The sequence below is a fragment of the Ruegeria sp. A4 genome (genome assembly GCF_056543025.1).
On record NZ_JBQGAW010000002.1, the window covers coordinates 426,129 to 441,320 of the forward strand.

12 protein-coding genes are annotated in these 15,192 nt (G+C 58.6%); 11 read left to right on the plus strand and 1 reads right to left on the minus strand.

All coding sequences use genetic code 11. The features are described 5' to 3' along the window. The first annotated feature begins 17 nt into the window (after nt 1-17). The 5 genes from napG to ACR0E2_RS11205 are packed head-to-tail and all read left to right on the plus strand — an operon-like array spanning nt 18 to nt 3,190. Entirely contained in the window at nt 18-836 is an 819-nt protein-coding gene (gene napG, locus ACR0E2_RS11185) for a ferredoxin-type protein NapG (protein WP_480446458.1), read from the plus strand. Beyond that, nucleotides 833-1,750 (plus strand): quinol dehydrogenase ferredoxin subunit NapH, encoded by a 918-nt coding sequence (gene napH / locus ACR0E2_RS11190; RefSeq protein ID WP_171232070.1) that lies wholly within the window; start codon nt 833-835, stop codon nt 1,748-1,750. Before napG ends, napH begins: the two co-directional genes overlap by 4 nt. Nucleotides 1,751-1,762: 12 nt before the next feature. After that, nucleotides 1,763-2,200: a nitrate reductase cytochrome c-type subunit gene (locus ACR0E2_RS11195; protein ID WP_152460388.1), complete on the plus strand. Its 438-nt coding sequence runs from the start codon at nt 1,763-1,765 to the stop codon at nt 2,198-2,200. Nucleotides 2,201-2,229: 29 nt separating this feature from the next. Continuing rightward, nucleotides 2,230-2,919, plus strand: coding sequence for a NapC/NirT family cytochrome c (locus ACR0E2_RS11200; RefSeq protein ID WP_171330786.1), 690 nt, complete (start codon nt 2,230-2,232; stop codon nt 2,917-2,919). 13 nt (nt 2,920-2,932) lie between these two features. After that, a complete protein-coding gene (locus tag ACR0E2_RS11205; RefSeq protein WP_152460390.1) occupies nt 2,933-3,190 on the plus strand; it encodes a hypothetical protein in 258 nt (85 codons plus the stop codon). 69 nt (nt 3,191-3,259) lie between these two features. Here the strand turns inward: ACR0E2_RS11205 and ACR0E2_RS11210 are convergent, their stop codons facing one another. After that, entirely contained in the window at nt 3,260-4,042 is a 783-nt protein-coding gene (locus ACR0E2_RS11210) for a DeoR/GlpR family DNA-binding transcription regulator (RefSeq protein ID WP_171228855.1), read from the minus strand. Between the two features lie 150 nt (nt 4,043-4,192). Between ACR0E2_RS11210 and ACR0E2_RS11215 the strand changes: the two genes are divergently transcribed. The 6 genes from ACR0E2_RS11215 to ACR0E2_RS11240 all read left to right on the plus strand — a co-directional run bounded on the left by ACR0E2_RS11215 (nt 4,193) and on the right by ACR0E2_RS11240 (nt 15,189). Continuing rightward, entirely contained in the window at nt 4,193-6,616 is a 2,424-nt protein-coding gene (locus ACR0E2_RS11215; protein ID WP_480446459.1) for a GcvT family protein, read from the plus strand. An 11-nt stretch (nt 6,617-6,627) separates the two neighbouring features. After that, a complete protein-coding gene (locus tag ACR0E2_RS11220; protein WP_480446460.1) occupies nt 6,628-7,560 on the plus strand; it encodes a choline/ethanolamine kinase family protein in 933 nt (310 codons plus the stop codon). Nucleotides 7,561-8,099: 539 nt separating this feature from the next. Then, the gene (locus tag ACR0E2_RS11225) at nt 8,100-11,300 is read left to right on the plus strand and encodes an adenylate/guanylate cyclase domain-containing protein (protein WP_480446461.1); all 3,201 of its coding nucleotides are present in this window, start codon (nt 8,100-8,102) and stop codon (nt 11,298-11,300) included. A gap of 52 nt (nt 11,301-11,352) precedes the next feature. Then, nucleotides 11,353-12,234, plus strand: coding sequence for an encapsulin (locus ACR0E2_RS11230; protein WP_480446462.1), 882 nt, complete (start codon nt 11,353-11,355; stop codon nt 12,232-12,234). 14 nt (nt 12,235-12,248) lie between these two features. Beyond that, on the plus strand, nt 12,249-13,073 hold the full coding sequence (locus ACR0E2_RS11235; RefSeq protein WP_480446463.1) for a DUF3237 domain-containing protein: 825 nt from the start codon (nt 12,249-12,251) through the stop codon (nt 13,071-13,073). Further along, complete coding sequence (locus ACR0E2_RS11240) at nt 13,066-15,189, plus strand: hydroxysqualene dehydroxylase (protein ID WP_480446464.1); 2,124 nt, start codon at nt 13,066-13,068, stop codon at nt 15,187-15,189. Before ACR0E2_RS11235 ends, ACR0E2_RS11240 begins: the two co-directional genes overlap by 8 nt. Nucleotides 15,190-15,192 lie beyond the last annotated feature (3 nt).

The window sequence follows — 15,192 nt, forward strand, 5'->3', positions numbered from 1 at the left end:
TCATACGGGGCGTTCCCATGTCTCTTGTCGATAAACCCCTTTCGCCGCAGCGGCGCCGGTTCCTGCAGGACTCGGCGCGGGCGGCAGGCGGCTGCGTGGTCGCCGGATCGTTGCTGGCCTATCTGGCCCGCGACGCCCGCGCCCTGCCCGCCGATGCCTTGCGCCCGCCCGGCGCATTGCCCGAGAAGGAGTTCCTGTCGGCCTGCATCCGTTGCGGTTTATGCGTGCTGGACTGCCCGTACGATACCCTGAAACTGGCCGAGCTCGGCTCGGATGCGGTGGCGACGGGAACGCCATTCTTCACCGCCCGGTATGTTCCCTGCGAAATGTGCGACGACATTCCGTGTGTCGCCGCGTGTCCAACAGGGGCGCTGGATCCCGGGCTGGAGAATATCGACGATGCCGAGATGGGTGTTGCCGTTCTGGTCGATCAGGAAAACTGTCTGAACTTCCTCGGTCTGCGCTGCGACGTCTGCTATCGCGTCTGCCCCGTCATTGACGAGGCGATCACTTTGGAGACGGCGCACAATACCCGGTCGGGTCATCATGCCTTGTTCATTCCAACCGTTCATGCCGAACGCTGTACCGGCTGCGGCATGTGCGAGAAAAGCTGTGTTCTGCCCGAGGCCGCGATCAAGGTTCTGCCGGCCCGGCTGGCGCGCGGCAGTTCGGCCGAGCATTACCGCAAGGGTTGGGAGGAAAAGGCCGCCAAAGGCGCGCCGGTGGTCGAGGGGATCATCGATCTGCCGGATCGTTTGCCCGGACCGGGAACCGACAATCTTGCCGCGCCCGGCGGTTTTGCCCCTGAATATGATCTGCCGGGGGTGGGGCAATGAGTACTCGCACGCACATGCCCGTCGGTCAGGAGGCCGTTGAAGGCAAAGGCTGGATCGGGGCGCATCGCTTTTTGCTGATGCGCCGCGCAAGCCAGCTGTTCTTTCTGTTTCTGTTTCTGCTGGGCCCGTGGTTCGGCATCTGGATTGTCGAGGGCAATTTGGCAGGGTCACTGACTCTGGGCGTGTTGCCGTTGACCGATCCGTTCATCCTGTTGCAAAGCTTGGTTGCAGGTCATTGGCCCGAAATGACCGCGCTAATTGGTGGGCTGATCGTTCTGGTGGTCTATGCCCTGATTGGTGGCCGTGTCTATTGTTCCTGGGTCTGCCCCATAAACCCGGTGACAGACGCGGCCAACTGGGTGCACCGCAAACTGGACCTGCCGAAAGGCTGGCAACCCAAGCGCGGCACCCGGCTGTGGATTCTGGCAACCGTGCTGCTGGCCTCGGGCCTGAGCGGCGTGATCGCTTGGGAGCTGGTCAACCCGATCACCATGCTGCATCGCGGGCTGGTATTCGGCATGGGCTTTGTCTGGGCCATGATTGCGGCCATCTTCGTGTTTGACGTTTTCGTCTCACGCCATGGCTGGTGCGGCCATCTGTGCCCCGTGGGCGCGTTCTACGGGCTGATCGGGTCGAAAAGCCTGCTGCGGGTCAGTGCCGCCAATCGCACGGCCTGTGATGACTGTATGGATTGTTATGCGGTCTGTCCTGAAAATCAGGTGATCTCACCCGCGCTGAAAGGCAAGCCGGGAAGCTCGCCCCTGATCCTGTCACCCGACTGCACAAACTGCGGACGCTGCATCGATGTCTGCGCAGTCGACGTCTTCAACTTTACTCACCGGTTCGACGACCATGTCGTTCAACCTTCCGATCCAGTTGCCGCGCCTGAGCCGCGCGCTGCCAGACCTATCTAGGGGAGTGCCAAGATGAAAAGATCAATCGTTACAGGCGGAATTGCCCTTCTACCCGTAGTGTTGCTGAGCGGATGGGCCTTTGCCCAGTCCGCTCAAGTCGAAACCCTGCGGGGCGCGGACGTAGACGAGCCGATCCCTTTGGATCAGATTCACAAAAATGTCGAAGGACGGATGCAACGTAATTATCGCCAGCAGCCACCGCTGATTCCGCATTCGATCGAGCAATATCAGATTGATGTGCGCACCAATCAGTGCCTGTCCTGCCATGACTGGTCCAAGGCAGGTGAGCGTAACGCACCGACCCTTTCAATGACACACTATCTGGATCGCGAAGGCCGCGAATTGGACCGCGTCGCCGGGACCCGTTATTTCTGCAACCAATGTCACGTTCCGCAGGCGGACGCGCCGCCGCTTGTTGAAAACGTGTTCCAGCCCTCGACCGGCAACTGATCCAAAACAAGATTGAAAGGAGTACCGACATGGCAGACTCCCCCGAAAAACGCGGCTTTCTGGGTCGCCTTTGGAACGCGATCTGGACGCCGGCGGTAATGTTCAGCTCGGGCTTTCTGATCCTTGCCGGATTTCTGGCCGGTATCCTGTTCTGGGGCGGATTTCACTGGACCCTGGAACTGACCAACACCGAAGAGTTCTGCGTCTCGTGTCACACGATGGAAACGAACCTGGGTGAGTATCGCGAGACGATCCACTACAACAACCACTCCGGCGTGCGTGCGATCTGCTCAGACTGCCACGTTCCGGATGAATGGAACCACAAGATCAAAGCCAAGATCATGGCCGTGAAGGACGTCTATCATGAACTGGCGGGCACCATCAGCACACCCGAGAAATACGAGGATCACCGCCTGGCGATGGCCTCGGCCGTCTGGAAGAAAATGAAGGCGTCTGACAGCCGCGAGTGCCGCAACTGTCACAACTTTGACTACATGGACTTCACCATTCAGGAAACCCGCGCCGCGTCTGAACACCAACGCGCCATCGACAATGGTATGACCTGTATCGATTGCCACCAGGGTATCGCCCACAGCCTGCCACCCAACTATTTGGAAACATACGAAAAGGTGACTGCTGCACTGGAAGATGAAGTTGTGCAGGAGCACGCTGCCGCGGGTGACGACATCCGCGATTTCCTGAACAACAACTCGAATTGATGTGGGGGCAGAGATGTTAGAGTTACTTGGAACCATCGGTGGCAACGTCCTGAGCTTGCCCGGCATACTTGGTCTGGCGTTGGGCATGATGACCCGCAAGCTGTGGCTGGGCGCGGCATTGGGCGGCGCAGTCGGTGTATTCGAGACGTTGGTTTTCGCAGGCTTCCGGTTTGCGCATGTAGAGCCACTGGAACTGATCATCGCTATTGTGGTCGGCGTCTGTGCAGGAAGCCTCGGCACTGCCATTCGCATCAAGGGCGCAACAGCCTGAAACACAGCCGGTTTCACCGTTTCGGTGGAACCGGCTTGTTACGTCGGGCCGGGCAGTGTCGTCACCAAGTCAATGACTGTCTTCATGTGATTTCACGCCGGCGATCACCAATTCCGCATTTCCGGGTAAGGACTGAAAGGATGCGGGCAATGTGCGATCGGTGATGAGCACGTCCTTTTCGGTCAATCTGGGCAGGCGCAACGCCGGGCCGGTCTGGGCCTCGTTGAATTTTGTGGAATCAACCGCCATGAAGGTCTGGTCAGCAATATCAGACATCGCCCGGGCCATATCAGCTTCGCATTGATCATAGACCATGAAGCCCTTGCTGGGATGCACCAGTGACGCCGACAATATGGCCGTCCGAGCCGAGAACCCTGCAATGACGTCATAGGCGGCCCGGTCGAAAGCAGCACCGTCGTGGTTGCGCAACTGCGTCCCCGCCATGAAGACCCTGTTGCCCTCTTCCATCGACAACGTGGCGGCGATGAAGGCCGAGTTTGTCACCACTGTGAGGTTTTTGCGCGCGCGAAGTGCCTGAGCAATGAAGCCCGAGGTCGAACCCGTGTCGATGGCAATGGCCGAACCGTCCGGTATCCGCGCCGCAACGGCGTCGGCAATCGCGACTTTGGCGGCGCGGTTCTGCGCCATGCGGGCCAGAAACGGAGGATCCAGCACATTTTGAGTGCTGACCAATGCACCATGCACCTTGGACAGGCTGCCGTTGGCGACCATCGGCTTCACGATTCGCCTTACGGTCTGGTCCGACACTTTGAGAATGCGCGCCAGCTCAATGACCGAAATTCGCCCATGCAGGTTTACCGTGCTGAGGATGTCTTGCTCGTATTTCGACATGAAGCGCCGCGATATTTGTTGATTTCATCAGGTTACTTGCAAGGTTGACGCTGTTCAAGCGACTTAATTCAACACATTTCAAACATTTTTGTTGCTTTTTGTTGCTTTGCGACTTTTGATGACGACATGTCATTTGAAATGGGTGGACGCATGACAACGCATTCGGTCAGACATCTCATCATTGGCGGGGGCATCATCGGATGCTCCATCGCGTATCACCTCGCACGGTCCGGTGAGACGGATGTTGTTCTTCTGGAAAGGGCGTCCCTGACCGAGGGGGCCACCTGGCATGCGGCGGGCCTTGTCGGGCAGTTGCGGTCATCGCGCAACACGACGCGGATGCTGAAACGGTCCGTGGCGCTGTATGATCGTCTGGCCGAAGAAACCGGGATGGAATTCGACTGGAAGAAAGTCGGAAGCCTGCGCCTGGCGGCAAGCAAAGAGCGGCTTCTGGAAGCAAAGCGCCTGGCGACAATGGCCCGCAGCTTTGATCTGGAGATGGAAATAATCTCGGCCGCCGAAGCCAAGGCGCTTTTCCCCTATGTCGACGCGAAAGGGTTGGAGGGCGCGGCTTTTATCCCGTCGGACGGTCATGTCGATCCCGCAGGCTTGTGTCAGGCAATCGCATCCGGCGCCCGGATGCACGGTGCCCGGATCCGCCAATCCGTAGAGGTCACCGATTTTGAAATCCATAACGATCGCATCACCAAAGTGATGACATCTGAAGGGGATTATGAAGCGGACACCGTCGTTCTGGCCGCAGGAATGTGGAGTCGCGAACTGGCCGCGAAACTCGGGGTCGTTGTCCCGGCCTGCGCTGTCGAGCATCAATACATCGTAACAGAACCCCTGCCCGACCCCGATCTTGTAAAACGCCTGCCAACCCTGCGGGATCCCGAGCGGCTGGTGTATTACAAACCGGATGCAGGCGGGAGGCTTGTGATCGGCGGGTATGAGGACAACACGCTGCCATTCGGCGACAGGGGTATTCCGGGCGCGTTTGTCCGGCAGCTTTTGCCCGACAACCTGGAGCGGTTTGCCCCCCTTGCCGAACTGGCAGGCCAGGTTACGCCGGTCGTCAACACGGTTGGAATCCGGCAGGTGATCAACGGCCCAATCCCATATTCCGCAGATGGCGATTTTGTCATGGGATGGGCGCCTGAACTGCGAAACTTGATGCTGGCGACCGGATTTCTGTACGGCATCGCGGCAGGTGGTGGCGCAGGAGAGATGATCGCCGAGTGGATTGTCGAAGGCCGCCCGAGCCTTGATCTGTGGCCTCTGGACGTGCGCCGGTTCAGTCCGCATCACGCCACGCGCGCCTTCATGTATCCTCGCGCGGTCGAGCATTACGCGCATCACTACAAGATGCGATATCCGGGGCAGGAAGCGGAAACGGCCAGAGACCTGCGCCTGTCGCCCCTGCATGAGCGGCTGAAACAACATGGCGCGGTGTTCGGATCAAAAAATGGCTGGGAGCGGCCGCTCTGGTTCGCTCCGGCCGGTGTAGAGCCGGTGGATCGGTTGGATTTCCTGTCACCGGGTTGGAAAACCTATGCCGAACAGGAACACAAGGCCGCGCGCGACGGGGTCGTTCTGATCGATCAAACCAGTTTCTCAAAGTTCGAACTGATCGGCCCCGGCGCACTGGAAGCCCTTCAAAACCTTGCCGTTTCAAATATGGACAAGCCGGATGGCACGGTGATCTACACCCAATTGTGCAATGATCGCGGAGGGGTTGAAGCCGATATCACCGTCACCCGATTGGGGCGGGACCATTTTTACATCGTCACCGGGTCCGGATTCGGCGTGCATGACGCGGATTGGATCCGACGTCACCTGCCCCGCGACAGGCGCGCGCAGCTGGTCGAAATGACGTCGGCACGCGCCGTCATCAACATTTGCGGCCCCAAGGCGCGGGATGTGATGCAGGCCGTCGCGGAAGAAGACGTCTCGAACCTTGCATTTCCCTTTGCAACGGCCCGAGAGATCACCTTGGGAACGACAAAGGTCCGCGCGATCCGCATAGGTTACGTCGGAGAGCTGGGATGGGAGCTGCATATCCCGACCGAGTTTGCCCTGCATGTCTATGACCTGCTTTGGCAGGCCGGTCAAAGCCATGGCATCCGCGACATCGGCTACCGCACCATCGAATCCTTGCGGCTGGAAAAAGGGTATCTCTACTGGAGCGCCGACATCACCCCCGACTATTCGCCAATCGAGGCGGGCCTTGGCGCGCGGGTCCATCTGAAATCCAAACAGGGCTTCATCGGGCGACCGTTGCTGGAGGCGCAGAAAGCGACCGGTACTGACCGGCAGCTCTGTACGTTCATCACCGATGAGCGGCTGCCGATCACCGGAGGAGAGACCATACTGCATTCCGGCAAAACAGTCTCGCTGGCGTGCAGTGGTGGCTATGGGTTTACCGTCGGCAAGACCATCCTCTACGGTTATCTGCCTGCGGGATTGGCTGGTGGGTCAGAATTCGAAGTGGAGGTGTTCGGAGAGCGTCACCCCATCCAGCGTGTGGACGGGCCGCTTTACGACCCGGCAAACAGCCGTTTGAAAGCCTGAGGGAGAGAGCGATGCAAAACGAGCCGAAACTTGAGATCATGCAGGCCCTTCGCAACGTGGCGGGGTTTGACACCCTTGCCGAGGCGGACCTTCGCACCTACCGGCTGGGCGGGTTGACCAATCTGGTTTACCGCGTCGAAGGCGGGCCGAGGACGGTGATCGTGCGCATCCCCGGCGAGGGCACCGAAGCCTATATCGACCGCGCGGTCGAAATCCACAATGCGCAGGTGGCCGCAAAAGCCGGGGTCGGCCCCGAAGTTCTGTGGGCAGACGCGTCATCCGGCGTGATGATCAGTGATTGCGTGCCCGACATCGTCACGATGACACCCGAGATGTTTGCGACGCGCCCCGGGTCTGCCGCCCGCGCGGGAAAGGCGCTGAGGCAGCTTCACGATGCCCCCGAGCCGTTCAAGTTTCGGTTCGAGCTGTTTTCGATGATCAACGACTACATGAAGGTACTTGCAGACAAAAACGCGACCCTGCCGGACGGATACGCGGACGTCGTGGCCGAGGCGGCCCCGATCCGCGAGGTGTTGCGGGACAAACCCGGGACATTGGTCCCGAGCCATTGCGACCCTCTGTGCGAGAATTTTCTGGATGACGGCCAGCGCATGTGGATCGTGGACTACGAGTATTCAGGCATGAACGATGCCCTTTGGGATCTGGGTGATCTGTCGGTCGAAGCCGGGCTGACCGACGAACAGGAGCTGGACATGTTGACCGCCTATTTCGACGGCCCGCCGAGCGAGGCTCAGATCGGGCGCATGGTGATCTACAAAGCCATGTGCGACCTGCTGTGGACGCTGTGGGGATTGATCCAGCATGCGGATGAAAACCCCGCCGAAGATTTCTGGGCCTATGCCACGAACCGGTTCGAGCGGTGCAAGTCCCTGATGCTGGCCTCGTCCTTTGCGGTCCATGTAAAAGCCGTGGCCGAGGAATAGGGTTTCATCCACAGCCAGATCCACCCTGGATACCGGATGATTCCTGACTTATCTCAGATCTTTGAGCCGCTTTCCCTGATACCTGTATCCCAATGAAGAACGGGCGGGCATGACACGGGATGCGCCCGGAGCGTAAGTGTATCTGTTCGAAGCACATTTGCGCGCGTCGGCCCTTTGCTGGTGCCGGGGTTGAGTCTGCTTTTCTGCCCGATACCTCATCAGGACCACGGCACTTTTGTACCTCTGTCAGCCTTGACGTGGCGTCAGGGATAAGCCGGTATATCCGGTCGTTCGGTCGCCCTAAAATCTTGCCAATAAAGTCAACTTGAGACTTGAACCTTATGATTTTTCAGGAAAAGCACGTGACGCTGTGGTAATTTAGACGTATAGCGGCCAATCAATGTAACAAGTTAACAGTGCTGCCTTTTCCTGCTATGGATTCAGTATGAATTCCTCTCTATTTTTGGATTATACATATTCATTATGTATATGTATTAAGGGGAAAACAGGGGGACAGTTATGGAAGGAGTCGCAAGACAATGACGCGAGTCCTTGAGGCATCACCACGCATTTCAAAAGTCCTTCATCTGGCAGATCTGAATGACTATGCCACTCTGTTTCAGAGAGAGGGCGTTGACGATGACATTCTGGACGAATTGACTGATCCGGAACTGCGTGATCTGGGGTTGACGGTTGGTGAAAGGAAGCGCTTTCGAAAGGCGCAGGCCAGGCTGAAATCGCAGGAAGCATCGAAGCGGGCCGAAGTCCAGTCCAAGGCCGAGCGCCGGCAACTGACTTTGGTTTTCTGCGATCTTGTGGGGTCGACCCGGCTGGCACAGCGATATGATCCGGAAGACCTGATGCAGATCATGAACCTGTATCTGGACACGGCGATCGGCACCCTGAAACAGCACGGCTGCCATCTGGCCTATCGGCAGGGCGATGGCATCATGGTGTATTTCGGATACCCGAAGGCCATGGAAGATGATGCCGAACGGGCCGTACGAGCCGTATTGGAGACCATCGAGGCCGTTCAGAACCTTGAAAACGAGTTTGGAGAAAAGCTCGACCTGCGGGCAGGCATTGCGACCGGCATGGTTGTCGTGGGCGTTGTTTCTTCGAAAAGCCTGGGGTCCCAGGACTTTCTGGTGGGTGAAACAGCGAATCTTGCATCCCGCCTTCAGGGGCTGGCCGAACCAGGTGAAGTGATCATTTCTTCAGAGACCTGGAGGCTGACCCAGGGTGCCTTTGAATTCGAGCCACGTGGCAGCCACGAGCTTAAAGGCTTTGACAATCAGCGCAAAGTGTATCGCGTGGTGTCGGAGATCATGTCCACCAGCCGGTTCGACGCGCGGGTGGGTCAATCCGCGGTCGATCTTGTCGCCCGGCATGATGATCTTTCAACCCTGACCCGGCTTTGGAGCGAAGCGCAGGAAGGCTCGGGCCGGCTGGCGCTTGTCGGGGGGGCTGCGGGAATCGGCAAGTCGAGGCTGATCAAGTCATTGTCTGAAACAATCGGGGTCAAACCCTTTACGTTGCAGTGCATCCCGCACCTGACCAGTCTTCCGCTGCACCCGATTGTCGGAGAATTGAGGCGCGTTTCCGGCGACAAATCAAATGACAGTATCCGGGCAGCGATTTCGGACTTCGTGCAATCGGCCTCTCGACTGAGTGACGCGGACTTGCCCGTTCTTCTGGATCTGGCAGGTATCGAGACCGACGCCCCGTCAGAATCCGACCCGTTGAAGAAGGCGCGCAAATCTCTTGACGTGATGCTGCGCAGTCTCGGCAGCCTGTGTGACAGGCGCGGCACGTTGTTGTTGGTGGTCGAAGACGTTCACTGGGCCGATGCGACCACGTTGGATGTACTGGATGCGCTTGCATCCGCCTTGAGCAACTTTCCGGTATTGGTGGTTCTGTCGCACCGACCTGAATACGAACCCCCGGAACACTTCGAAAGCCGAGCCGCGCGCATTGATCTTTCTCCGCTCGGCAATACCGAGGCATCCGAACTGGTTCGGCGCGTGGCCGAGCCGTACAGCCTGCCTGTCATCCTGATCAGGCAGATCATAGAGAAGGCGGATGGCGTGCCGCTGTATATCGAAGAAATGACCAAGGCGGTTCTGGACCAGCTGCCCCAGGATGCCCCGATCAACGCCGAAGTTCTGGATGCGCTGAGCGTCCCGGCCACCCTTCAGGACTCGCTAATGTCGCGTCTTGACCGGATGGAACATGCCAAACCAGTCGCCCAACTCGGATCGGTCATCGGGCGCAGTTTCACCGCTCAGATGATCCACGCGGTGGCGCATGAAGACATGGATGTGGAAAGCGCCCTCATGCAGCTTATGGCGGCTGGCGTCGTGCTGATCACCAGCGATTCAGGGTCGGCCACATACACGTTCAACCACGCGCTGGTTCAGGATACGGCCTATAATTCGTTGCTGCGGGAAGACCGACAGAAGGTACATCTGAAAATCGCCCGGGCCTTGCTGGACGGTCACAGAGCATTCGGCAGCCCGGCCCCCGATACCGTCGCGCATCACTGCGATCTTGGCGGGTTGAAGGATGAAGCTGTCACGAATTGGGTAACGGCAGGTGAACTGGCGTTGTCCCGACTGGCGAACCTGCCCGCGATCTCCGCTTTCCGGGCCGCCCTGCGCAACATCGGAACCATGAAGGCCAACACGGATCGCGACGGTTTCGAGCTTCGCGTTCAGATGAACATTCTGCCCGCCTATATGGCGATCTACGGGTGGTCGTCCGATCAGGTCGGCGAAACTGCCGCCCGGGCGATGGAACTGGCCCAGTCTTTGGGCGACGGCGAGACGCTTTTTGCCGCAACTTTCTGCCGTTGGACCCATTTCTTTGTTGCCGGTCAGATGAACCGAGCGATGGAAATGGGACAGGCGCTGGACATGATGGCCGGCATGTCCGAAGACCCCGTCGCCAATGTGCTGGCGGCGCGGGCGCTGAGCTTTACGCATTACTTTCGCGGGGAATTTGCGGAATGCGAACAACAGCTGGAGCGCGCGTTCGCCCTGATCACACCCGAGCTGGATATGGCCATGATGCCCATGACCCAGTCTTCCACGGCCGCGTCATTGCTGGCCATTCAGGGATGCCTGCTGTGGCAGCAAGGAAAGTTCGAAAAAGCCGAGGCCGCGCGTCTGGAATCCATCGAGGTCAGCAGAGCGCTGAACCACGCACCCAACCTTGTCTACGTCATGGGCGCTTGCAGCATGTTCCTGCCCTATGCGGGGGAATGGGACCGGCTCGACGTGACGATGAAAGAAGCCAGAAAAGTCGCGGATGAGGAAGGGTTTCTTTACCTTCACGCGATGCAGGACATCTATATGGGCCTCGCGCAGGCCGGAAAGGGCGACATCGCAGGTGTTCCGGAACGCATCGAGACATGCATGAACCTGATTTCCAAATCTGGTGGGAACTTTACTTTTCCTCAGAATCAGATTGTTCTGTCTGAGTTGATGATTGATCACGGAGATGTTGATCAGGCTTTGGACCGGCTGGAAACCGTTTGCATTCCCGGCTGGGAGCGCGGCGAGACGTTGAACAAACCTGAATATCACCGTGTGCGGGCAAAGGCTTTTGCCGCAAAGGGGGACTTGGACGCTGCAATCAGCGAGGCGGAAAAAGCGCTTTCGCTTGCCCGGGATTGCCGTGGCGTTGTTCAGGAGCAGCGGGCCCGCGATCTGCTGGACAGATTGAAAGAAGCAAAATGAACAAGATTGACTGCCCCGCCGAATTGGGCAGCAGCACCGAGAGGGATTTGCAATGACCGATGCATTGGATTGGAATGAAGATCAGTGGAGCGCCGTGAAAAAGGCCGTCCATGACGAGGCGCTTCGCGCCCGGGTGGCCGCCAGTTTCCTGCCCCTGTACGGACCGCTGCCCGCTGACACGCAGTCCGTCCCGCTGAACAAGCTGGATCTGGTGGACAATTCATCTGGTGCATCCAAAGAACGTCTTGACGTGAACGATTATGATACGCTGCGCCTTACCACCGTATCGGTGAACGTGTACCTGAAAGGCGCACAGGTGGCTGATCCGGAACTGACGGCGGCTCAGATCATGTTCCGCCGAGCGGCCGCCGTTGTGGCACGGGTAGAGGATGACATCATTTTCAACGGTCAACCCGGCACCGGACAGGCCCCCAAACACGCTGGCGGCGCGCCCGACTCGTTGCCGCAGATCTATACGATCAGCGGCGGTGGCAAATATCCGGGATTACTTGAAGCGGGCGAAGGCAAAACCAAATCCACGACCAAAAAGAACTATAGCGGAACCGATGTTTTCGAGGCCGTCGTCGAGGGCATCAGCACGCTAGAAACGCATGGCTATCTGGGCCCCTATGCCTGTGTGATGGGCAACGGTCTGTTCCGTGCGGTCACGACCCCGCTGCCGAATTCGATGGTACTGCCACGTGACAGCATTCTCCCGTTCCTGGACGGGCCGTTGCTGCGTTCCAGCACCCTGCCCCCGGACAAGGCAGTGCTTGTGTCCCTGCTGGGTGCACCGGTGGAAATCGTCGTGCCCTCGGATATCGCCGTGAAGTATCTGCAAACCTCTGCCGAGGGCGAGCACGTCTTCCGCGTGCAGCAGAAGTTCCATCTCAGGATCAAGGAAGCTAAGGCCGTCCGCACCATAACCTGTTGACCGGAGATCGGGTCGTGCGCGAGTTTTCAGATCGGGGCGTGACGCTGCGTTGGTCCGAGGCGATCAACGCAGACGGTCTCAGTCGGGTGTTGGTGGAAGCCGGCCCATCCGTGTCGTCGCATGACACGCTACGTCTGATCTGTTCGGAAGATGGCGGCCCCGAGCGTGCCATTCGCGGGTGGCCCTTGTTGCGGGACCCGCAAACAGGGTTTCAACAATTCGCAGCCATTCTTCCGTCGGTCAAACAGGAAAAAACTTTGTCCTGGCGTCCGGTGCTGACGTCGGGAGGGCGCGAGTTTGACCCCGGGCCCGAAAAGGCAATTGAACCTGCCGCACCGGAACCGGCAAAAACCGCAGTGGCGCCGCCGGTACTGGAACATGTCGCCAAATTTGTGGTGCCGTTCGAAAGCAGCTTTCACCCCTCGGGCGAGACACCGGACGGGATTTGGCTGCATTTCGCCATCAAAGAAGGGGGCACCGTCGAAGGCCCGCATCTGAAAGGGGTGATCGAACCGATCGGAGGAGACTGGATGCGCGTTCGGCCCGATGGTGTGGGGCTGCTTCATGCAAAGGCACTTATAAGACCGTCCATCGGACAAGCTCCGATCCTGTTCGAAGATACGGGTGTGTGTGACTTCGGCCCGGACGGATATGCGGCATTGTCCAAGGGTAATCTGCCCGCTTCGGCTCCGGTACGGCTTGCACCGCGTTACCTGACCTCGAATCCGCATTTCAGCTGGATGAATCGGGTGCAGGGTTTTGGCATTGGCGAAGCCAGCCTGTCAGACATAACCCTGCGCTTTGACGTCTATTCCGCGAAAGGAATTTCCGATGCCTGACAAGGTTGTCATTCTTGGGGGAGGCGTGGCTGGCATGAGCGCCGCGCACGAACTGATTGAACGCGGGTTCGAGGTAGAAGTCCACGAACGCCAGCTGATCCCCGGCGGCAAAGCCCGCAGCATTCCCGTGATGAAGGGTGAAGGGGATCATGGCTCGAAAGCCAAACACATAAAGGCGCTGGAAAAATGGGCCGAGATGGATGGGGCCAATTATCCGCCCGGCGTGAAACGCCCCTGGCTGCCCGGTGAACATGGGTTCAGGTTCTTTCCGAACTTTTATCGGCATATCACCGACACGATGGCCCGCACGCCGTATTACGACAAGGGCACATGCTTTGACAATCTGGTCCCGACCACGCAAGTTCTGGTCAGCCAGTTCGACAAGCCCGGCATCATTGTCCCGGAACGGTTCCCCCGCACGCTCAAGGATGTTGCGGATGCCTTCAAGACCATTGCCTTCGCGCTTTCGCCGAGGGACCAGATTGCGTATGAGGATGTCGAACATTTTGTTGCCTGCATGTGGCGGATCGCGACGTCCTGCAAGGAACGCCGGTTTGACGAATACGAACGGATCGGATGGTGGGATTTCATCGGCGCGCAGGACCGTTCGGAAGCCTATCAGAAGTTCCTTGCCATCGGCCTGACCCGTTCGTTGGTGGCCGCCAAGGCCACGACGGCAAGCACGAAGACAGTGGGGGACATTGCGGTTCAGCTTCAGCTGGGTATCGCCACGCCCGAACCCCACTGCAACAGGCTGCTGAACGGGCCCACCAATCTTGTCTGGATTCAACCGTGGCTGGATTACCTGACAAGCAAGGGGGTCGTGTACAATTTTGACTCCAAAGTCACCGGAATCGAGTGCCGGAACGGCAAGATCGTCGGCGCAACAGTCGAACAGGATGGCGAAGAAAAGCAGGTCACGGGGGATTGGTTCATCAGCGCCATGCCGATTGAACGCATGGCACCGCTTGTGACCCCGGAAATGATGGCGGTTGACCCCGCACTTGCCAAATTGCCTTTGCTGGCCGATGACGTGCAATGGATGAACGGCATTCAGTTCTATCTCACCAAGGATGTCGCGCTGACCCACGGCCACGTCATTTTCATCGACAGCCCATGGGCTTTGACGGCTGTGTCGCAAAAACAGTTCTGGCCGGGGATCAACTTCGAAAACTGGGCCGAAGGAAAGACCAAAGGCCTGCTGTCAATCGATATCTCCGAATGGGACAAGCCGGGGCTGAACGGAAAAACCGCGCGCGATTGCAGCCGGGAAGAGATCGCAAAAGAGGTTTGGGAACAGCTCAAGCGCAGCATCAACGTGGATGGCCAGACCATTCTGCGGGACGAGGATATGCATTACTGGTTCCTCGATCCTGATATCGTTCAAGACCCGAACGACCCCAAGCGTCAAAGCAATGTCGAACCCTTGTTGGTCAACCGTATCAACAGCTGGCGCTTGCGCCCGGATGCGGCCACGCTCATCCCGAATTTCTTCCTGGCATCGGATTACGTCCGCACTTTTACCGACCTTGCCACGATGGAAGGGGCGAACGAGGCCGCGCGTCGGGCCGTCAACGCCATTCTTCAACGCAGTGGATCGGATGCCGAGCCCTGCCAGATCTGGGACCTGCATGAACCCGACATCCTGAAACCGCTGCGCGCCTATGATTACGCCCGCTATCAGGCTGGCCTTCCGTGGGACAACCGGTTCGCGGTTGCGGTCGAAGCCGCGCTGAAAATGGGTCAGGACACGGCAGGAGTTGATCGTGGCGGTGATGGCCCTCTTGCCGCCATAGGGGAACCGGCGGCGGAATATTCAAAACCCGGCGGCATCACCGAGGAGCCAGCCATTGCCGAAGCGCTTCGAATGATCTGCCCCCCGAAAGAGCTGTTCGACCTCATCGCGAATTACGAGCCCACCGCGGATCTGCCGATCCCGGGGGATGAGCTGGCGGAAGATGTCGCGTATGATCTGGGTAGGGACAGCGGTCAATCAGGTGCCTTGTCCAGGGCGTTGCCAATTTCTGACGAACCGCTTTCTGCGTTTGGCGGCGGTCCGGAACGATCCGGCGCGCGGGAAGACAAAAGTCACGTGATCATCACCCAGAAGGGCTGAGCC